The 17,591-nt window shown below is 65.6% G+C and carries 19 protein-coding genes; 12 read left to right on the top strand and 7 right to left on the bottom strand.

Annotation, left to right across the window (positions count from 1 at the left end):
• The first annotated feature begins 57 nt into the window (after positions 1 to 57).
• The 10 genes from VF617_RS15325 to VF617_RS15280 all read left to right on the top strand — a co-directional run bounded on the left by VF617_RS15325 (position 58) and on the right by VF617_RS15280 (position 9,840).
• The gene (locus VF617_RS15325; protein WP_331015772.1) at positions 58 to 1,257 is read left to right on the top strand and encodes an ATP-binding protein; all 1,200 of its coding nucleotides are present in this window, start codon (positions 58 to 60) and stop codon (positions 1,255 to 1,257) included.
• 77 nt (positions 1,258 to 1,334) lie between these two features.
• The gene (locus VF617_RS15320) at positions 1,335 to 2,342 is read left to right on the top strand and encodes a substrate-binding domain-containing protein (protein WP_331015985.1); all 1,008 of its coding nucleotides are present in this window, start codon (positions 1,335 to 1,337) and stop codon (positions 2,340 to 2,342) included.
• The gene (gene pstC / locus VF617_RS15315; protein WP_331015771.1) at positions 2,342 to 3,718 is read left to right on the top strand and encodes a phosphate ABC transporter permease subunit PstC; all 1,377 of its coding nucleotides are present in this window, start codon (positions 2,342 to 2,344) and stop codon (positions 3,716 to 3,718) included. The genes VF617_RS15320 and pstC overlap by 1 nt, the downstream gene beginning before the upstream one ends.
• On the top strand, positions 3,711 to 5,006 hold the full coding sequence (gene pstA / locus VF617_RS15310) for a phosphate ABC transporter permease PstA (protein ID WP_331015984.1): 1,296 nt from the start codon (positions 3,711 to 3,713) through the stop codon (positions 5,004 to 5,006). The genes pstC and pstA overlap by 8 nt, the downstream gene beginning before the upstream one ends.
• Complete coding sequence (gene pstB, locus VF617_RS15305; protein WP_331015770.1) at positions 5,006 to 5,773, top strand: phosphate ABC transporter ATP-binding protein PstB; 768 nt, start codon at positions 5,006 to 5,008, stop codon at positions 5,771 to 5,773. Before pstA ends, pstB begins: the two co-directional genes overlap by 1 nt.
• On the top strand, positions 5,773 to 6,471 hold the full coding sequence (phoU, locus tag VF617_RS15300; protein ID WP_331015769.1) for a phosphate signaling complex protein PhoU: 699 nt from the start codon (positions 5,773 to 5,775) through the stop codon (positions 6,469 to 6,471). Before pstB ends, phoU begins: the two co-directional genes overlap by 1 nt.
• Entirely contained in the window at positions 6,471 to 7,163 is a 693-nt protein-coding gene (gene phoB, locus VF617_RS15295; RefSeq protein WP_331015768.1) for a phosphate regulon transcriptional regulator PhoB, read from the top strand. The genes phoU and phoB overlap by 1 nt, the downstream gene beginning before the upstream one ends.
• A gap of 132 nt (positions 7,164 to 7,295) precedes the next feature.
• Positions 7,296 to 7,703 (top strand): hypothetical protein, encoded by a 408-nt coding sequence (locus VF617_RS15290; RefSeq protein ID WP_331015767.1) that lies wholly within the window; start codon positions 7,296 to 7,298, stop codon positions 7,701 to 7,703.
• Positions 7,704 to 7,762: 59 nt separating this feature from the next.
• The gene (locus tag VF617_RS15285) at positions 7,763 to 8,653 is read left to right on the top strand and encodes an SDR family NAD(P)-dependent oxidoreductase (RefSeq protein WP_331015766.1); all 891 of its coding nucleotides are present in this window, start codon (positions 7,763 to 7,765) and stop codon (positions 8,651 to 8,653) included.
• A 62-nt stretch (positions 8,654 to 8,715) separates the two neighbouring features.
• Positions 8,716 to 9,840, top strand: a complete 1,125-nt coding sequence (locus VF617_RS15280; protein ID WP_331015765.1) for a hypothetical protein — start codon at positions 8,716 to 8,718, stop codon at positions 9,838 to 9,840.
• Positions 9,841 to 9,921: 81 nt separating this feature from the next.
• Here VF617_RS15280 and VF617_RS15275 read toward each other — a convergent pair whose 3' ends face one another.
• Both VF617_RS15275 and epsC read right to left on the bottom strand, forming a co-directional pair.
• Positions 9,922 to 10,260 carry a DUF2794 domain-containing protein gene (locus VF617_RS15275; RefSeq protein WP_331015764.1) on the bottom strand — a complete coding sequence of 113 codons (339 nt, stop codon included), beginning with the start codon at positions 10,258 to 10,260 and terminating at the stop codon, positions 9,922 to 9,924.
• A gap of 6 nt (positions 10,261 to 10,266) precedes the next feature.
• Entirely contained in the window at positions 10,267 to 10,947 is a 681-nt protein-coding gene (gene epsC / locus VF617_RS15270; RefSeq protein WP_331015763.1) for a serine O-acetyltransferase EpsC, read from the bottom strand.
• A gap of 152 nt (positions 10,948 to 11,099) precedes the next feature.
• Between epsC and VF617_RS15265 the strand changes: the two genes are divergently transcribed.
• Positions 11,100 to 11,858: a sulfite exporter TauE/SafE family protein gene (locus VF617_RS15265; protein WP_331015762.1), complete on the top strand. Its 759-nt coding sequence runs from the start codon at positions 11,100 to 11,102 to the stop codon at positions 11,856 to 11,858.
• On the opposite strand, the gene VF617_RS15260 is transcribed toward VF617_RS15265, so the two are convergent.
• From VF617_RS15260 to VF617_RS15250, 3 genes are all read right to left on the bottom strand, one after another.
• The gene (locus VF617_RS15260; protein WP_331015761.1) at positions 11,855 to 12,736 is read right to left on the bottom strand and encodes a DMT family transporter; all 882 of its coding nucleotides are present in this window, start codon (positions 12,734 to 12,736) and stop codon (positions 11,855 to 11,857) included. The two genes, VF617_RS15265 and VF617_RS15260, sit on opposite strands and share 4 nt — an antisense overlap.
• 50 nt (positions 12,737 to 12,786) lie before the next feature.
• Positions 12,787 to 13,308 (bottom strand): carboxymuconolactone decarboxylase family protein, encoded by a 522-nt coding sequence (locus tag VF617_RS15255; RefSeq protein ID WP_331015760.1) that lies wholly within the window; start codon positions 13,306 to 13,308, stop codon positions 12,787 to 12,789.
• Positions 13,309 to 13,419: 111 nt separating this feature from the next.
• A complete protein-coding gene (locus VF617_RS15250) occupies positions 13,420 to 13,965 on the bottom strand; it encodes a peroxiredoxin (protein WP_331015759.1) in 546 nt (181 codons plus the stop codon).
• A gap of 131 nt (positions 13,966 to 14,096) precedes the next feature.
• On the opposite strand from VF617_RS15250, the gene VF617_RS15245 reads away from it, so the two are divergent.
• Complete coding sequence (locus VF617_RS15245; RefSeq protein WP_331015758.1) at positions 14,097 to 14,999, top strand: hydrogen peroxide-inducible genes activator; 903 nt, start codon at positions 14,097 to 14,099, stop codon at positions 14,997 to 14,999.
• A 46-nt stretch (positions 15,000 to 15,045) separates the two neighbouring features.
• Here the strand turns inward: VF617_RS15245 and VF617_RS15240 are convergent, their stop codons facing one another.
• Positions 15,046 to 15,339 carry a hypothetical protein gene (locus VF617_RS15240; protein ID WP_331015757.1) on the bottom strand — a complete coding sequence of 98 codons (294 nt, stop codon included), beginning with the start codon at positions 15,337 to 15,339 and terminating at the stop codon, positions 15,046 to 15,048.
• A 14-nt stretch (positions 15,340 to 15,353) separates the two neighbouring features.
• Positions 15,354 to 17,579 (bottom strand): catalase/peroxidase HPI, encoded by a 2,226-nt coding sequence (katG, locus tag VF617_RS15235; protein WP_331015756.1) that lies wholly within the window; start codon positions 17,577 to 17,579, stop codon positions 15,354 to 15,356.
• Between the last annotated feature and the right edge of the window lie 12 nt (positions 17,580 to 17,591).

Genomic DNA, 17,591 nt, shown 5'->3' with positions numbered 1-17,591 from the left:
GCGCCCTGCGGCCTTTCGCAATCGTAAATCTTGTCGGGCTCGGCTAGTGAGCGCGCGATGCCCTTTTCTCCCGGCCCTCGCGCGTCGCTCGCGCTCGGCGTCGCACTGGCGGCGGCGCTGGTCAGCCTTTTGCTCACCGGCGATGCGCAGGCGAGCCTGATCGTATTGGTCTGCGCGGTCGCGGCCGTCCTGATCGCGGGGGGCGGAGAGCCCGTCGCTCCTCCGGCCCCCGCGCCGGTCCCCGACGTGCGGGAGCCCGCCATTGCCGATATCATCGAAGCGATCGGCGAACCCATTCTGGTGATCGACGCCAGCCGAGTCGTCGCCGCCAATGCACCGGCGCGGACCTTGCTGGGCGGGCATATCCTGGGCGAGGACATTCGCGTTGCGATCCGCCATCCCGCCGCGGCCGAGCGGCTGGTCAACCCTGGCGATGGCGGACCCTCGGGTCCCGTCCATCTCGTGGGCCTGGGTGCGCGGGATCAGCGCTGGGAAATGCGCGTGCGCACGCTGGAGGACGGCCGGCGCGTGGTGCATCTGGTGGACCATACCGGCAGCTACGCGGCGGACCGGATGCGCGTGGATTTCGTCGCGAACGCCAGCCACGAATTGCGCACGCCGCTCGCGTCGCTGCTCGGCTTCGTCGAAACGCTGCGCGAGGAGGCCGGCGACGATCCGGAGACGCGCAAGCGCTTCCTCAAGATCATGCACGACGAGGCGCGGCGGATGCGGCGGCTGGTGGATGATTTAATTTCGCTCAGCCGGATCGAGGCGGAGAAATACCGCAAGCCGAGCGATTCGGTCGATCTGGGCCAATTGGTTCGCGAAGTCTGTGAGGAATTGTCGGGTTCCGGCGATGCCCGCGCCGCCGATCTGCGGACCGATGTGGCGGAGACTCAGCCGGTGCGCGGCGACCGGGCGCAACTTTCGCAACTGCTCCACAATATCGTCGGCAACGCGATGAAATACGGGCGAGAAGGCACCCCCGTCTCAATCGCGCTCCTGCCCGACGGCAAGGCGATGGCGCGGCTGACCGTCACCGATCAGGGCGAAGGCATCGCGCCCCAGCATATTCCCCGGCTCACCGAGCGGTTCTACCGAGTGGATTCGGGCCGCAGCCGCTCGGTGGGCGGCACCGGCCTGGGGCTCGCGATCGCCAAGCATGTCGTGGAGCGGCACCGCGGGCGCATCGACATTGCGAGTAAGCTCGGCACCGGCACCAGCGTGACGATCCTGCTGCCTGTCATAAAGCCGTAACCTCCCGGCCCAAAGGCGGTGCGGTGAGCAGCACCGATTCTCTGGCGATTTTCGGGCGGTTCGTGCTCGCCGCCCTGATGCCCGCCGCGCTGATGCTGGGTGGCTGCGACGGCAGCAACGCGCGCGAAATCCGCGTCGTCGGGTCGTCCACGGTCTATCCCTTCACCACCGCCGTGGCCGAAGCGTTCGTCAACCAGGGCGGTGACCGCCGCGCCCCGGTGATCGAATCGATCGGCACGGGCGCGGGCCTCAAGCGCTTTTGCGAAGGCGTGGGCTGGGAGTTCCCCGACATCGCCAACGCATCGCGGCGCATGAAGAAGAGCGAATATGCGCTGTGCGTGAAGAACGATGTCGGGGAGATCATGGAAGTCCAGATCGGCGTCGATGGCGTCGCGCTGGCCGAGAGCAATCGCGGGCCAGGCCTGTCGCTCAGCAAGAAGGACATCTACCTGGCGCTGGCCGCCAATCCGCTGGGCGCGCCCAATGCGGCGCGCACGTGGCGCGACGTAAACCCCGCCCTCCCCGCGATCCCCATTCAGGTTATGGGTCCGCCCTCGACCAGCGGCACGCGCGATGCGCTCGTCGAGCTGGTGATCGAGCCCGGCTGCGCACAGGCCGATCCCGAGGCCAAAGCCCTCAAGGACGTCAAGGACAGCGCGCCTTACGACCTGCGCTGCAAGCGCATCCGCGATGACGGGGCCTATATCGACAAGGGCGAAAACGATAATCTGATCGTCCAGGGGCTGGCCCAGAACCCCAATGCCTTGGGCGTGTTCGGCTATTCCTATCTCGAGGAAAACCACGACCGGCTGAAAGGCGTGCCGATCGACGGAGTCGAGCCGAGCTATGCCGCGATCGCCGATCGCAGCTATCCCGGCGCGCGGCCCTTGTTCCTCTATGTGAAGAAGCGGCACCTGCGCGCGGTGCCCGGGCTGGCCGATTTCATCACGCTCTACACCCAAATGTGGGCGCCCAAGGGCAAGCTGGCGCAGCGCGGCCTGATCGCCGCGCCCGAAGATGTGCGCCGGCAGGCGGCGGCGCATGTAGCGGCACGCACCGCGATGACGCCCGAAGGGCTGCACTGATGAGCGCGCTTGCGCTCGTCTTCCTCGTCGCCGGCCTGGGCCTGATCGCCTGGCTGACCGCGCGCAGGCGTGCCGCGGCGTTCGAGACGGGATCGGCCCGGCGGCTGCATTCGCTGCCCGCACAGCATGGCTGGTATGTCGCGCTGTGGACGGTGCTGCCGGCACTGCTGTTCATCGCAATCTGGGGCGCCATGACTCCCGGGCTGATCAAGCAAGCCGTTCTCGATCATCCCGCCGCCGCGCAACTGCCTTCGTTCGATTTCGAACGCGAGGCATTGCTCGCCGAAGCCAGGCGCGTGGCGGGCGATCCCGGATCCACGGCGTTCGATCCGGTCGCCGAGCAGCTTGCGGCCCCCACCCGCGCCGCGCGGAAACACTATGGCTGGATCGGCGCTGGCGTGACCGTGCTGCTCGCCTTTGCCTGCTTCGCGCTGGCCCTCACGCGGGTGCGTGCGCCGTTCATGGCGCGAACGCGCGTGGAGCGCGGCGTGATGTCGCTCCTCCTGTTCGCTTCGCTGATCGCGATCCTGACGACGCTGGGCATCTTCCTGTCGCTCCTCTGGGAATCGCTGCGCTTCTTCAGCCAGGTGCCGATCGCCGATTTCCTGTTCGGCACGCATTGGAGCCCGCAGGTCATCGATCCCGCCGACCCGGGCAAGTCGCTGGGTGCGGTTCCGCTTTTCTGGGGCACGTTCTTCATCGGGGCGGTGATCGCGATGATCGTGGCAATTCCCTTCGGGCTGATGAGCGCGATCTACCTGACCCAATATGCCGCCCCCGCCGTGCGGCGCTGGATGAAGCCGATCCTGGAAATTCTCGCTGGCGTTCCCACCGTGGTCTACGGCTATTTCGCGGCGCTCACGGTCGCGCCGGCCGTGCGCGACCTGGCGGTCAAGCTGGGAATGCCCTTCGCTTCGTCCGAAAGCGCGCTGGCGGCGGGGCTGGTTATGGGCGTGATGATCATCCCCTTCGTCTCCTCGATGGCCGACGATTCGATCGCCGCCGTGCCCACCGCGATGCGCGACGGCAGCCTTGCGATGGGCGCGACCAAGAGCGAGACGATCCGCAAGGTGCTCATCCCCGCCGCCTTGCCGGGCGTCGTCGCGGGCATCCTGCTCGCCGTCTCGCGCGCGATCGGCGAGACGATGATCGTCGTGATGGCGGCCTCAGGCGCGGCGAACATCACGCTCAATCCGCTCGAAAGCGCGACCACGGTGACCAAGCAGATCGTCGACTTGCTGACCGGCGACGCCGAGTTCGACAGTCCCAAGACGCTCGCGGCCTTCGCGCTGGGGTTGACGCTGTTCGTGATCACGCTGGTGCTCAACATCGTCGCGCTGCGCGTCGTGAAGAAATATCGTGAGGCATATGACTAGCCCCGCCCGCCCCGATCGCGCACCAACCGACTGGAATGCGCAGGCGATGCAGCGGCGCATCGCCAAGCGCTATGCCGCCGAGCGCCGCTTCAAGCTGTTCGGGCTGGCGGCCGTGGTGCTTTCCGCGGCGTTCCTCGCCTTCCTGCTCACGACGATGGTGTCGCAGGGCTGGCGCGGGTTCGTGCGCACCGATGTGGCGCTGACGATCGACTTCAAGGCTGCGGCGCTGCCGGTGGACCGCGCGGTCCTCCGGACTCCGGGTGCCGATCTCGCGCTGGCGAGCGCCGAATTGGAAAACACGGTAAGGGGCGCGGCCGCGACGCAATTCGGGGCGGGCGGCGAGGAAGCGATCTCCGATTATGCCTGGCTCAAGGTGCGCGAGGCGATCAAGCGCGATCCCTCGATCCTCGACCGCAAGGTGAGCATCCAGGTTCCCGCCGCCACCGGGATCGGTCCCGCACTGCGCGGCGAGGGCGATGCCGAGACGCGGGCAATGGCCGCGCGGCTGGACAAAGCGGGGTTGGTCACCAGCGGCTTCAACAGTGATTTCCTGCGCATGTCCGATTCGACCGATCCCGTCGCGGTGGGCATCTGGGGCGCGCTCAAGGGTTCGCTGCTGACGATGGCGATCACGTTCCTGATCGCATTTCCGGTCGGCGTGCTCTCGGCGATCTATCTGGAGGAATATGCGCCGCGGAACCGCTGGACGGATCTGATCGAGGTTTCGATCAACAATCTCGCGGCGGTGCCCTCAATCATCTTCGGCCTGCTTGGGCTGGCTGTTTTCCTGGGCACATGGGAGATCATGGGCGTGCGTTTCGGGCCGATCATGCCGCGCTCGGCGGCCTTGGTCGGCGGGCTTACGCTTGCGTTGATGATCATGCCGGTGATCGTCATCGCCAGCCGTAATGCGATCAAATCGGTGCCCCCTTCGATCCGCGACGCGGCGCTGGGCGTGGGCGCCAGCCCGATTCAGGTGGTGTTCCACCACGTATTGCCGCTTGGCATGCCCGGTATCCTGACCGGCACGATCATCGGCATGGCCCGCGCGCTGGGCGAGACCGCGCCGTTGCTGCTGATCGGGATGCGCGCCTTCATCGTCCAGCCGCCGGGCGGGTTCACCGATCCCGCGACCGTATTGCCGGTGCAGATATTCCTGTGGTCCGACGAAGTCAGCCGTGGCTTCGTGGAGAAGACATCCGCCGCGATCCTCGTGCTGCTCGCCTTCCTGCTCGCGATGAACAGCGTCGCGATCTATCTTCGCAACCGATTCGAGACCCGCTGGTAATGACAGATGCCCCACCCAAGATGTCGGCCCGCGACGTCAGCGTCTTTTACGGCGACAAGCAGGCAGTGAAGAACGTGTCGATCCAGATCGACATGGACAAGGTGACGGCGTTCATCGGCCCCTCGGGCTGCGGAAAATCCACCTTCCTGCGCACTTTCAACCGCATGAACGACACCGTCGCGAGCGCCCGGGTGGAGGGGCTGGTGACGCTGGACGGCGAGGATATCTATTCCCCGGCGATGGACGTGGTGCAGCTCCGCGCCCGAGTGGGCATGGTGTTTCAAAAGCCGAACCCTTTCCCCAAGTCGATTTTCGAGAATGTGGCATACGGCCCGCGCATCCACGGCCTGGCGGCGTCCAAGCCCGATCTCGAGGGCATCGTCGAAAGCGCGCTCAACCGCGCCGGACTGTGGGAAGAAGTGAAGGACCGGCTCCAGGACAGCGGCACTGCACTCTCCGGCGGCCAGCAGCAGCGGCTGTGCATCGCGCGCGCCATCGCGGTCGATCCCGAAGTGATCCTGATGGACGAGCCCGCATCGGCGCTGGATCCGATCGCGACCGCCAAGATCGAGGAGCTGATCGGCGAGTTGCGCGGGCGCTATGCGATCGTGATCGTCACGCATAACATGCAGCAGGCGGCGCGCGTGTCGCAGCGAACCGCCTTCTTCCATCTCGGCGAGCTCGTTGAATATGGCGAGACCGATGCGATGTTTACTGCGCCCCGCATGGAGCGCACGAAGGACTATATCACCGGAAGGTACGGCTAATGGCGAGCGGCCAGGAACATACCGTCAAGGCGTTCGACGAGGATATCAGCCAGTTGCGCGGGCTGATCAGCCAGATGGGCGGGCTCGCGGAGCAGGCGATCCATGACGCGATGAAGGCGCTTTCGCGCGGCGATACCGCGCTTGCCGAGCAAGTCCGCAAGAAGGACAAGGCGATCGATGCGATCGAAGCCGAAGTGGAGCGGCTGGCGGTGCGCGTGATCGCGCTGCGCGCGCCCATGGCGGATGACCTTCGCGAAGTCGTCGCCGCGCTCAAGATCGGCGCTGTGATCGAGCGGATCGGCGATTATGCCAAGAATATCGCCAAGCGCGTGCCGCTCATCCATTCCGAGGGCGAAGACCGGATCGAAGTCGTCTCGATCCTTCCCACCATGGCGCAGATGGCGAGCGACATGGTCCATGACGTGCTCGACGCCTTCTCCGCGCGCAATGCGGAGGCGGCGGCCGAAATCTGCGTGCGCGATAGTGCGCTCGACGATTTCTACGATTCGATCTTCCGCACGCTCGTCACGTTCATGATCGAGAATCCGCAGACGATCAGCCAGGTTTCGCACTTGCTGTTCGTCGCCAAGAATATCGAGCGGATCGGCGACCATGCCACCAACGTGGCCGAGATGGTCTATTTCGCCGCGACCGGCAGCTATCTTGCCGAGCGCGAAGCCGTCGAGAGGGCCGCCTGATGGCGCGGGTGAAGATGCTGCTGGTCGAAGACGATCGCGCGATTGCCGAACTCGTCACTTATCACTTCAAGCGCGAGGATTACGAGGTCAGGCACACGCCCGACGGCGAAGAGGCGCTGATGCTCGCCAAGGAGGCCGCGCCCGATATCGTGCTGCTCGACTGGATGGTCGAGGGGATATCCGGGATCGAGGTCTGCCGCCGCCTGCGCCGCATGCCCGAGACCGCCAACGTGCCGATCATCATGCTGACGGCGCGGGGCGAGGAAGAAGACCGCGTCCGCGGGCTCGAGACCGGGGCGGACGATTATGTCACCAAACCGTTCAGCCCCCGCGAGCTGGTTGCGCGCGTGGGTGCGGTCCTCCGCCGCGTCCGTCCTGCCCTCGCCGGCGAAGCGCTGAGTTATGCGGATATCGAGATGGACACCGTTGGCCACAAGGTTCGCCGCGGCGGCGAGTTCATCCCGCTTGGCCCCACCGAGTTTCGCCTGCTCAAGCATTTCCTGGAGCATCCCGGCCACGTCTTTTCGCGCGAACGCTTGCTGGATAGCGTCTGGGGGCATGATAGCGACATCGAGAGCCGCACGGTAGACGTCCATATCCGGCGGCTCCGCAAGGCGATCAACAAGGACAACAAGCCCGATATCATCCGCACGGTGCGCTCGGCCGGCTACGCGCTGGATTCAGGCAATTAGGGCCTTGGCAAGGCCTTTCATCGACGGATAGCGCTGCATTCCGGACGGAATGAGCCGGCCCGTGGCTCGTGCGCACCTGTTGTGCGTTCGCCTGACTCCAAGGGGTCCGACTCTAACCAAGGAAACCATGCGATGAAGCTCCTCATCATGGCCGCCGCGATCACGCTGGGCGGCACCGCGATTGCACAGGATACGCCCGGCCAGACCACGCCGGGCACTTCCGCCGGCTCCACGCAAACCGGTCAGGGCGCGCCGGCGGGGCAGGACACGACGACCGGCATGCCCGCCACGCAGGATGCCCCGGCGACCACGGGCACTCCCGACACCACCACCGGCACTCCCGACACGCAGACCACGACTGGAACCCCCGACACGGCCGCCGCCGACGCTCCTGCGGCCACGACCGGGTCCGCTGCTCCGCAATCGGCTTATGGCCCTGCCCCGTCGGCTCCCATGGCGGCGCCTGCCCCCACGCCCCGCCGGAATTACCCGCTCTGCTCGCGCACGGTGACCGATAGCTGCCGCCAGCGTGGCGGCTGATTTGACGCCACGGGTTTGACGGCTAGGGATGCGCTCCACTGATTGAGGGGAGCGCATCCATGGCAATTTCGTTCACTGATCGCGTGGCAATCGTCACCGGTGCCGGCGGCGGGCTTGGGCGCGCTTATGCGCTTGAGTTGGCGCGGCGCGGCGCGAAGGTAGTGGTCAACGATCTGGGCGGCGCCCGCGATGGCACCGGCCATTCGGATGCCGCGTTGAAGGTAGTGGAGGAAATCGAGGCCGCGGGCGGGGAAGCTTTCTCGAACGGTGGCAGCGTCACCGAATATGATCAGATGGTCGCGATGGTCGAACAGGCCAAGGAGCGCTGGGGACGCGTCGATATCCTAATCAACAATGCCGGGGTCCTGCGCGACCGGAGCTTCGCCAAGATGGAGCCCGAGGATTTCCGCTTCGTCGTGGACGTGCATCTCAACGGATCGGCGAATTGCACCAAGGCGGTATGGGATACGATGCGCGAGGCGGGTTACGGCCGCATCCTGATGACCGCGTCATCGACCGGTCTCTACGGTAATTTTGGCCAGGCGAATTACGGCGCGGCCAAGCTGGGCCTGGCCGGACTGACCAAGACGCTGCACCTGGAAGGCGCGAAATACGGGATCAAGGTCAACACGATCGCGCCGGTCGCGGGCACCCGGATGACCGAGGACATCTTCCCCGAAGAGGCATTCAGGCTGTTCGCCCCCGAAAACGTCGCGCCAGCCGCGCTTTATCTGGTGAGCGAGGAAGCGCCGACCAACATGATCATCGGCGCGGGCGCGGGTGTGGTCCATGCCGCCTTTCTGACGATGACTCCCGGCGCGAAGCTGAGCGCGCCGACGCCGGAGGCAGTCGCCGCGCAATGGGCCGAGATCATCGATCGCACCGGCGAGATCGTGCCCAATTCGGGTGCCGAGCAATCCATGCTGATCATGTCGAAGCTGCAGCACTAGAGCGTATTGCTTTCCTAACACACTCATGGTAATCACCCTCCCAACAGGAGGAGGATAAACCCATGTACAGCGAAATAGACCTCGCCAGCGCAGTGGAGGCCGGGGCGCTTACCCCGGAGGCCGCCGAAGCGCTGCGTAACCACGTCGCCGCCAGCCGCTCCGCACCCGCGGTGGACGAGGAGCATTTCCGGCTTCTCACCGGCTTCAACGATATCTTCGTTTCGATCGCGGCCATGTTGATCCTCGTCGCGGTGGGCTGGATCGGCGCCTATATCGGCGCGCAATTGATGGGCCTCGAGCAGAATGAGGGTCCGCGCCAGGTGGGCGTCGCGGGGGCGCTCGGTGCGAGCGCGGTTGCTGTGACCGCCTGGATGCTTGCCGAATATTTCACTCGCATACGCCGCATGGCGCTCCCCAGCATCCTGCTGCTTCTGGCATTCGTGGGAGGAACGGCGGCAGCGATCAGCGCGATTTTCGTCGCGAACGTACCCTGGCTCGCCGAGCAGTTCGGCATCGGAATGAACGATCAGCTGGCGATGGAGCGGCTGGCTGCCGGCATCGCGGCGATTGCCGGCCTGCTGACCGCCGTGGCCGCGTGGGTGCATTGGCGCCGGTTCATGGTGCCGATCACCGTTGCGGCGGGAACGCTGGCGGTCGTCGCCGTAGCCGTCTCGTTGATCCTCACGCTGATCCCGAGTGCGCGCGAAACGGTCAATCCGATCCTGCTCGCCGCCGGCGTGCTGGTGTTCCTCTTCGCGATGCGCTGGGACACAAGCGACCTGCAGCGCCGCACGCGCCGCTCGGACGTCGCCTTCTGGCTGCACCTCGCCGCCGCGCCGCTGATCGCGCATCCGATCTTCCACATGCTCGGCGTGTTCGACGGCGATATCGGCGCGCCGATGGCGGCCGTGGTGCTGGCGCTCTACATCGCCTTTGCCTGCGTTGCGCTGGCCGTGGACCGCCGCGCGCTGCTCGTCTCGAGCCTCGTCTATGTGTTGTGGGCGATGTATGCGCTGTTCGAGCAATCTGGCGCAGTGGAGCTTGCCGCGGCGCTCACGGCGCTGGTGATCGGCTCCGCGCTGCTCACCCTCTCCGCCTTCTGGCAGCCGATGCGCCGCAGCGTTGTCGGGATGCTGGGCGGCCTCGGCGACCGCCTGCCTCCGACGCAGCAGCTGTCGATAGCCTGAGCGGCTCTTCCGCAAGCAGAAAAGGGCCCGGGAGACAACTCCCGGGCCCTTTTCTTATCCCTCTCCCGATGGGAAGGGAGATTATTCGCCGACCAGCTTCATCAGCCGCCGTTCCACGGGCGCGAGCACGGGGCCCAGCTCGTGGCCGCGCTTGAGGATCATGCCGGTTTCGTTGACCAGCGCCCACATGCCCTGGCGGTTGCGCAGTTCGGGACGTTTCTCGATCCGGTATTCAGGATGTTCGGCCGCGCGGCGGAAGGCGGCGAACACCGCGGCGTCGCGATCGAACTGGATCGCATAGTCCCGCCAGTGTCCCGCGGCGACCATGCGGCCGTAGAGATCGAGGATGCGGGTGAGTTCGATCCGTTCGAAGCCGACCTGGCTGGGCCGGGCGATCGGCAGCGGAGTTACGGTGCCCATCAAGCCTTACGCACTATCGCGATGCTCCTCGCGCTCAGCCATCAGCGCATCGAGCCGCTTGCGCATCGTCTCCAGCTCGCAGCGCATGATTTCGAACTTCTGGGTCGCGGGGTCGAACATTTCGCTGCACGGAGTGCCATAGGGCATGAAGTCGCGCTGCCCCGCCTGTGATTCGATCAGCGTCGCCTTGGCTGGAATGCCGACCATCGTCGCGCCCGGCATAACGTCCTTGGTCACCACAGCGTTCGCGCCGATCCGCGAGCGCTCTCCCAAGGTTATGGGGCCCAGCACCTGCGCGCCTGAGCCGATGATCACCCCGTCCAGGATGGTCGGGTGGCGCTTGCCCGCGACGCCGCCGTCCGGGTTTGTGCCACCCAGCGTGACGCACTGATAGATCGTCACGTCATTGCCGATCTCGGCGGTCTCGCCGATCACGACGAAGCCATGATCGATGAAGAAATTGCGCCCGATCCGGGCGCCCGGATGAATGTCGATCGCTGTCAGCCAGCGCGACCAGTGGTTCACCAGGCGGGCGAGGAAAAACAAGCGATTGCGGTACAGCCAGTGCGCGACGCGGTGATACGCGACCGCCCACACGCCCGGATAGAGCAGGATTTCGGCGCGGCTGCGCGGGGCGGGATCGCGCGCGCGGATAGAATCCAGATAGGTCTTTACTCTACCGAACATGGCCGGTTCCCCTTTGCCGCGCCCATTTAGGCATTTGTCGGGCGGATTTCCAGCGCACCCCGGCTCGGTCTTGCCCCGACTAAACACGATGTATCTTGTCGGAATTCCTGGCGCGCGCCATTGCGGCCATTCATGCGGCGAAAAGGGCATCAATGATCCTCGGGGTTCACCTCACCGATATCCTGCCGTTCATCGCAATCGGGTTCGCCGCGCAGATCGTGGACGGCGCGCTGGGCATGGCCTTTGGCGTGATCGCCAGCACGCTGATGGTGAGCGTGATGGGCGTGCCCCCGGCACGTGCTTCGGCCGGCGTCCACCTCGTCGAAATGTTCACGACCGCGGCTTCGGGCATCAGCCATGTGCTGCACAAGAATGTCGATTGGAAGCTGTTCTCTCGGCTGGTGATCCCCGGAATCATCGGCGGCGTGGTCGGGGCCTATGTACTTTCGATCAGCGGCGATTTCGCCCGCCCGTTCGTGATGACCTATCTCAGCCTGATCGGCCTGTACCTGCTGTTGCGCGCCTTCGGCATCCCCCCCAAGCCGCGCGAGCCCAGAGTGATCGCGCCGCTGGGGCTGATCGGCGGGTTCCTTGACGCTGCCGGCGGCGGCGGCTGGGGCCCGGTGGTTACTTCGAACCTGCTGATCCAGGGCACCAATCCGCGCGAGACGATCGGCACGGTCAACACCGCCGAATTCTTCCTGACGACGGTGATCTCGATCACTTTCGTCCTGACGCTAGGCGTCGAGGCGTTCACGATCGCCACCATGGGATTGCTGATCGGTGGCGTGATCGCCGCGCCCTTCGGGGCGATCCTGGTCAAGCGCGTCCAGCCGCGGCTGCTCCTGGGCTTGGTCGGCACGGTCCTGACGCTGACCAGCGCTTACAGCGTCTATCGCGCGCTCACCTAAACCTCGCGCTTGACCGGCGGACGGCGTGAGCGAAGCGCTACCGCCGCGCCCGATGCCGCGACGATCGCCATGCCGAGCAGGCTCAGCCGATCCGGGCTGTGGCCGAAGATGATCCAGCCAAGCAGCCCCGCCCAGAGGAGCTGGAGATAATTGACCGGGGCGAGCAGCGATGCCGGTGCGTGGCGATAGGCAACGGTGATCAGGAAGTGGCCAAGGCCCCCATAGACGCCAAGGCTGGCGAACAGCGCCGCCTCGAAGAGCGAAGGCACGCGGCCGCTCCAGAACCAGGGCGCTATGAGGCCGAAGATGATCGAGCCCGTCAGCGCGGTGTAGAACAGCAAGGCCATGGTCCGCTCGGTGGCGACGAGCACGCGCGACAGAAGCTGATATCCCGCATTGGCGCTTACCGCGAGCAGCGCGCACGCGACGCCCACCGCATCGAGACCGCTCGACGGGCGAACGATCAGCAGCACCCCGCCGAACCCGATCAGCGCCGAGGCCCAGCCCATCCAGCCGATCCGTTCGCCGAGCAACGGCCCTGCCGCCAGCACCACCAGGGTCGGAGCGAGGAAGTTGATTGCCGTGGTCTCTGCCACCGGCATGCGCTGGAGCGCGATCCCCACCAGCAGCGACGCCGAAGCCAGGCACAGGGCGCGCACGACCGTGAGGCCAGTGCGCTTCGTGCGGATCAGCGTCGCGCCGTATCGCGGACCGAGCAACGCGGCCATCAACAGCAGATTCCCGATATAGCGGGCCGCTACGACCACCGGCACGTCGTAAAATCCGGTCAGATACTTGATCGTCGTATCCATGCACGCGAACAGCAACAGGCCCAGCGTGAACAGGAATACGCCGCGCAGCGGAGTGGCGGTCGCCATGGATCGGACCTCTAGTTAGCCCCTCCCCACCAGGGGGAGAGCCGGAGAACTCACGCCACCGCCGAGTGGACCGTCGCCGCGGCCTGGATCACGGCTCCGAAGCGCACGGCGTCCTGGATCACCTGGGCGGGCACCGAATGCTGCTTCAACACCTTCTCATGCGCATCGATGCACATGCCGCAGCCGTTCATCGCGCTGACCGCGAGGCTGAACAGCTCGAAATCAGCCTTGTCGATACCGGGCGCTGCGATCGCGTTCATCCGCAGCCGGGCGGGCATGTTGAGATATTCCTTGTTCCCGGCCAAATGCGTGAAGCGATAATAGACGTTGTTCATCGCCATGACCGCCGCGGCGGCGCGCGCCGCATGCGCGGCCTCGGGCGAGAGCTTGCCTTCGACTTCGGCCTCCGCCGCATCGACGATCGGCTTGTAGCCGGTGCCGTGCGCGCAGGCGAGGATCAGCCCGTATTTGCGCTGGTCGCCCAGCGTCTGGTCATTGACGAGGCTGCCGACATTGAGGCGGATGTCCTTGGCGAAATCGGGAAGCGCTTCCGCGAAAGTCTTGAGCGACATGGGATTTGTCCTTTCAGACGAACGGCACCGCGCCGGGGGGCCAGCACGATGCCGTTCGAAGGTGGCGCGGGGCACAAGGGGGGAGGAGACCCCGCGCCGGGGTAACTTTGCTTATGCGGCTGGACGGAGGACCTCGTCGCCCTTGTTCCAGTTGCATGGGCACAGCTCGTCGCTCTGCAGCGCATCCAGCACGCGCAATGTTTCCTGCGGATTGCGGCCAACGTTCAGGCCGTTGACCTGCACCGCCTGGATCACATTGTCCGGATCGATCGTGAAGGTCGCGCGAAAGGCGACATGCTCGTTGCGATCGACGATACCGAGTGCGTTGGCTAGCACTGCGCCATTGTCCGCGAGCCACGGGAAATCGGCGGCTTCGAGATCTGGATCCGACTTGCGCCAAGCCAGGTGGACGTGCGCGGTGTCGGTCGATGCGCCGATCAGCACCGTGTCGCGATCCTCGAAATCGCCCTTGAGGCCGGCATAGCCGACGATCTCGGTGGGGCAGACGAAGGTGAAGTCCTTCGGCCAATAGAAGACGATCTTCCACTTGCCCGGAAAAGCGGCGGTGACGTCGAGCGTCTCGCCAGCGGGAAGCGCGGAAACGCCCTGCTGGACGGGAATGGTGATCGAGGGGAATGTATCGCCAACAGTTAGCATGGTGCTTGATCTCCGAATGATTTTGCGTCGCAGCATGTATCTGCTGCAGTGCAATATAGGCGCAAGGATTAAGCGTTCAAGTCGTTTATTATATGGCTATTGATCGATTTAGCCGATAAGTGCGATCGCGCATGACGACATACCTGCCCACTCTAAAACAGCTCCAATATCTGATCGCGCTCCATGATTCGGGGCATTTCGGCCGAGCCGCCGAAAGCTCCTTCGTCACGCAATCCACACTGTCCGCCGGAATCCGCGAACTGGAGACGCTGATCGGCGTGGTGCTGGTTGAACGCACGCGGCGGGTGGTGCGGTTCACGCCGCTGGGGGAGCGCATCGTGGAAAAGGCCCGGCGCGTCCTGCGCGAGGCCGACGAACTCGGCGACCTGGCGCGCGCTGCCGGGCGGCCGCTATCGGGTGAGATGCGGATGAGCGTGATCCCCACGATCGCGCCCTTCCTGCTCCCCCGCATCCTGCCGCGGCTGCGCGAGGGCTATCCCGACCTCAAGCTATACCTGCGCGAGGAAACCAGCGGCCAGGCATGCGAGGGGCTGAACCACGGACGCACCGATTGCGTGCTGCTCGCCCTGCCCTTTTCATGCGGCGATGTCGAAACCGCGCATTTGTTCGACGACCGGCTCTATGTCGCCTTTCCCGACGGGGAAATGGACCTGACCCCGACGATCCGCCCGGCGGATATCGACGCTACGCGCCTGCTGATGCTGGAAGACGGGCATTGCCTGAAGGATCACGCGCTCGCCGCGTGCAACCGGCCCGACCTGCGCGCCGAGGCGACGATGCTCGGCACGTCGCTCCACACAATGGTGCAGATGGTCGATAACGGCCTGGGCGTGACGATGCTGCCCCAGATGGCGCTCGACGCCGGGATATTGGAGCATACCCGCGTGACCGCGCGGCCGCTGGAGGCGGACAATGCGGCGCGACAGATCGCGCTCGTGTGGCGCCGCGCGTCGCCGCGGGAAAAGGACTTTCAGCTATTGGCGGGCGTGCTGGCCGAAGCGCGCGCGGCCTAGACTCTGTTCCACCTGGGTGGAAGCGGCGCCTAACTGAAAACAGACTCTAGACGCCCTCCAAGCCCAGCAGCCAGCGGTCGAGCGGGACCGCCCGAATGCTGGCCTCGGGCGCGTTGCGGTTCAGGTCGGCGCGGTGGCGCATGATCCAGCTCAGGCAATCGAGCTGGCTGTCGAAGGTCTCGAACTCGTCACGGCTCGCCTGCATGGTCCGGCTGTCGATGATGAACCGCGCGCCCTTGCGGCACCCCGGAGCGCCCGCCCAGTCGCGATGCGGCGAGGCGACCGTCGGCACCCAATAGGTTCGGGTGCTGTCGAGACGATCAACCTCGCAGCGGCGCATCCTCCCGCTCCCCGTCAGGCAGCCTCCTCGGGAGCATGGCATTTCGGGTCGGCCAGGTCGAAGCGGTCCGCGTTCATCACCTTGGCCCAGGCGGCGACGAAATCCTTGACGAACTTCTCTCCCGCATCGGCCGAGGCATAGACTTCCGAAAGCGCGCGAAGCTGCGAATTGGCGCCGAACACCAGATCGGTGCGGGTCGCGGTCCATTTGGACTCGCCCGTCTTGCGGCAAGTGCCGGCGAACACTTCGTCGCCCGCCTCGTCCACTTCCTTCCACGCGGTTCCCATGTCGAGCAGGTTGACGAAGAAGTCGTTGGTGAGCTGGCCCGGCCGGTCGGTCAGCACCCCGTGCGGCGACCCGCCATGATTGGCGCCGAGCACGCGGAGGCCGCCGACCAGCACCGTCATGTCGGGAGCGCTCAGCTGCAGCAATTGCGCGCGGTCGATCAGCAACTCCTCGGTTGGCACGCTGAAGGGAACCGAGAGGTAATTGCGGAATCCCTCCGCCTTCGGCTCGAGCGGCTCGAAGCTGGCCGCGTCCGTCTGCTGCTCGCTCGCATCGCCGCGGCCCGACGTGAATGGGACGCTGATATCGTGCCCTGCGGCCCTCGCCGCTTTCTCGACTCCCACGTTGCCGCCGAGCACGATCAGATCGGCGAGGCTGACGCTGCCGCCGGACTCGGCCTTGATGCGCTCATAGACCCCGAGCACCTTGGCGAGCTCCCGCGGCTCGTTGACTTCCCAGTCCCTTTGCGGCGAAAGCCGGATGCGTGCGCCATTCGCCCCGCCTCGCTTGTCCGAACCGCGAAAGGTGGAGGCCGAAGCCCATGCGGTCTTGACCAATTCGCCGACGGTCAGCCCCGAAGCCTCGATCTTGGTCTTCAGGCCCGCAATCTCCGCGTCCGCCAGCGGTCGGCCGGCCGGAATCGGATCCTGCCAGATCAGGTCCTCGGAGGGCACTTCCGGACCTAGGTAACGCACCTTGGGGCCCATGTCGCGGTGGGTGAGCTTGAACCAGGCGCGGGCAAAGGCGTCCGCGAACTGATCGGGATTGGCGCGGAACCGCTCCGAGATCTCGCGATATTTCGGGTCCTGCTTTAGCGCCATGTCGGCGGTGGTCATCATCGTCGGCACGCGGCGGTGAGGGCTGTGCGCGCCTGGGGCGAGGGTTTCTTCCGGATTGCCGACCGGCTGCCACTGATGCGCACCCGCCGGGCTCTTCACCAGCTCATATTCATGGTCGAGCAGCATTTCGAAATACGACATGTCCCATTTGATCGGCGTGGGCGTCCACGATCCCTCGATCCCCGAAGTGATCGTGTCGTCGCCCATGCCGCTCGCATGCGTCGAGACCCAGCCAAGGCCCTGACTGGCAATGTCCGCGCCCTCCGGCTCGACGCCGACCAGGCTTGCATCGCCCGCGCCGTGCGCCTTGCCAAAGGTGTGGCCGCCCGCGGTAAGCGCCACGGTCTCCTCGTCGTTCATCGCCATGCGCGCAAAGGTCTCGCGCATGTCGCGCGCCGAGCCCAGCGGATTAGGGCAGCCGCCCGGCCCCTCGGGATTGACGTAAATCAGGCCCATCTGGATCGCGGCGAGCGGATTTTCGAGCGCGCGGCCCGCTTCCTCCTCGATGCGGGTGGCGCCCAGCCATTCCTCTTCGGTGCCCCAGTAAATGTCCTTCTCAGGCTCGAACACGTCCGCGCGCCCGCCGCCGAAGCCGAAAGTGGGTCCGCCCATCGATTCGATCGCGACATTGCCGGCGAGAATCATCAGATCCGCCCAACTCAGGCTGGCGCCATATTTCTGCTTGATGGGCCACAATATGCGGCGCGCCTTGTCGAGATTGCCGTTGTCGGGCCAGGAATTGAGCGGCGCGAAACGCTGTGAGCCCGAGGAAGCGCCGCCACGGCCATCGCCGGTGCGATACGTGCCTGCCGAGTGCCAGGCCATGCGAATGAAAAAGGGGCCGTAATGCCCATAGTCAGCCGGCCACCAGGGCTGGCTGTCGGTCATCAGGGCAGTCAGGTCGGCCTTGAGCGCGGCATAGTCGATCGACTTGAACGCTTCGCCATAATCGAAATCGTCGCCCATCGGATTGCCGGTGACGCCGTTCTGATGAAGGATTTCCAGCGCGAGCTGATTGGGCCACCAATCGCGATTGGTGCGCCCGAGCAATGCCCGAAGGGCCGCGGGTTCCTTGCTCGGGTCGCTGAGCGGGCTGCCGCTGGAAATGTCGTCCATGCCTTTGATCCT

Source organism: Sphingomonas sp., from assembly GCF_036388215.1.
In the GTDB taxonomy this organism is placed as follows: Bacteria; Pseudomonadota; Alphaproteobacteria; order Sphingomonadales; family Sphingomonadaceae; genus Sphingomonas.
This window is presented reverse-complemented; position numbering and strand designations above follow the sequence as displayed.

Coding starts and splice junctions, on each gene's coding strand:
- VF617_RS15325 (WP_331015772.1), top strand. CDS start 58: ATGCCCTTTTCTCCCGGCCCTCGCGCGTCGCTCGCGCTCGGCGTCGCA.
- VF617_RS15320 (WP_331015985.1), top strand. CDS start 1,335: ATGCCCGCCGCGCTGATGCTGGGTGGCTGCGACGGCAGCAACGCGCGC.
- pstC (WP_331015771.1), top strand. CDS start 2,342: ATGAGCGCGCTTGCGCTCGTCTTCCTCGTCGCCGGCCTGGGCCTGATC.
- pstA (WP_331015984.1), top strand. CDS start 3,711: ATGACTAGCCCCGCCCGCCCCGATCGCGCACCAACCGACTGGAATGCG.
- pstB (WP_331015770.1), top strand. CDS start 5,006: ATGACAGATGCCCCACCCAAGATGTCGGCCCGCGACGTCAGCGTCTTT.
- phoU (WP_331015769.1), top strand. CDS start 5,773: ATGGCGAGCGGCCAGGAACATACCGTCAAGGCGTTCGACGAGGATATC.
- phoB (WP_331015768.1), top strand. CDS start 6,471: ATGGCGCGGGTGAAGATGCTGCTGGTCGAAGACGATCGCGCGATTGCC.
- VF617_RS15290 (WP_331015767.1), top strand. CDS start 7,296: ATGAAGCTCCTCATCATGGCCGCCGCGATCACGCTGGGCGGCACCGCG.
- VF617_RS15285 (WP_331015766.1), top strand. CDS start 7,763: ATGGCAATTTCGTTCACTGATCGCGTGGCAATCGTCACCGGTGCCGGC.
- VF617_RS15280 (WP_331015765.1), top strand. CDS start 8,716: ATGTACAGCGAAATAGACCTCGCCAGCGCAGTGGAGGCCGGGGCGCTT.
- VF617_RS15275 (WP_331015764.1), bottom strand. CDS start 10,260: ATGGGCACCGTAACTCCGCTGCCGATCGCCCGGCCCAGCCAGGTCGGC.
- epsC (WP_331015763.1), bottom strand. CDS start 10,947: ATGTTCGGTAGAGTAAAGACCTATCTGGATTCTATCCGCGCGCGCGAT.
- VF617_RS15265 (WP_331015762.1), top strand. CDS start 11,100: ATGATCCTCGGGGTTCACCTCACCGATATCCTGCCGTTCATCGCAATC.
- VF617_RS15260 (WP_331015761.1), bottom strand. CDS start 12,736: ATGGCGACCGCCACTCCGCTGCGCGGCGTATTCCTGTTCACGCTGGGC.
- VF617_RS15255 (WP_331015760.1), bottom strand. CDS start 13,308: ATGTCGCTCAAGACTTTCGCGGAAGCGCTTCCCGATTTCGCCAAGGAC.
- VF617_RS15250 (WP_331015759.1), bottom strand. CDS start 13,965: ATGCTAACTGTTGGCGATACATTCCCCTCGATCACCATTCCCGTCCAG.
- VF617_RS15245 (WP_331015758.1), top strand. CDS start 14,097: ATGACGACATACCTGCCCACTCTAAAACAGCTCCAATATCTGATCGCG.
- VF617_RS15240 (WP_331015757.1), bottom strand. CDS start 15,339: ATGCGCCGCTGCGAGGTTGATCGTCTCGACAGCACCCGAACCTATTGG.
- katG (WP_331015756.1), bottom strand. CDS start 17,579: ATGGACGACATTTCCAGCGGCAGCCCGCTCAGCGACCCGAGCAAGGAA.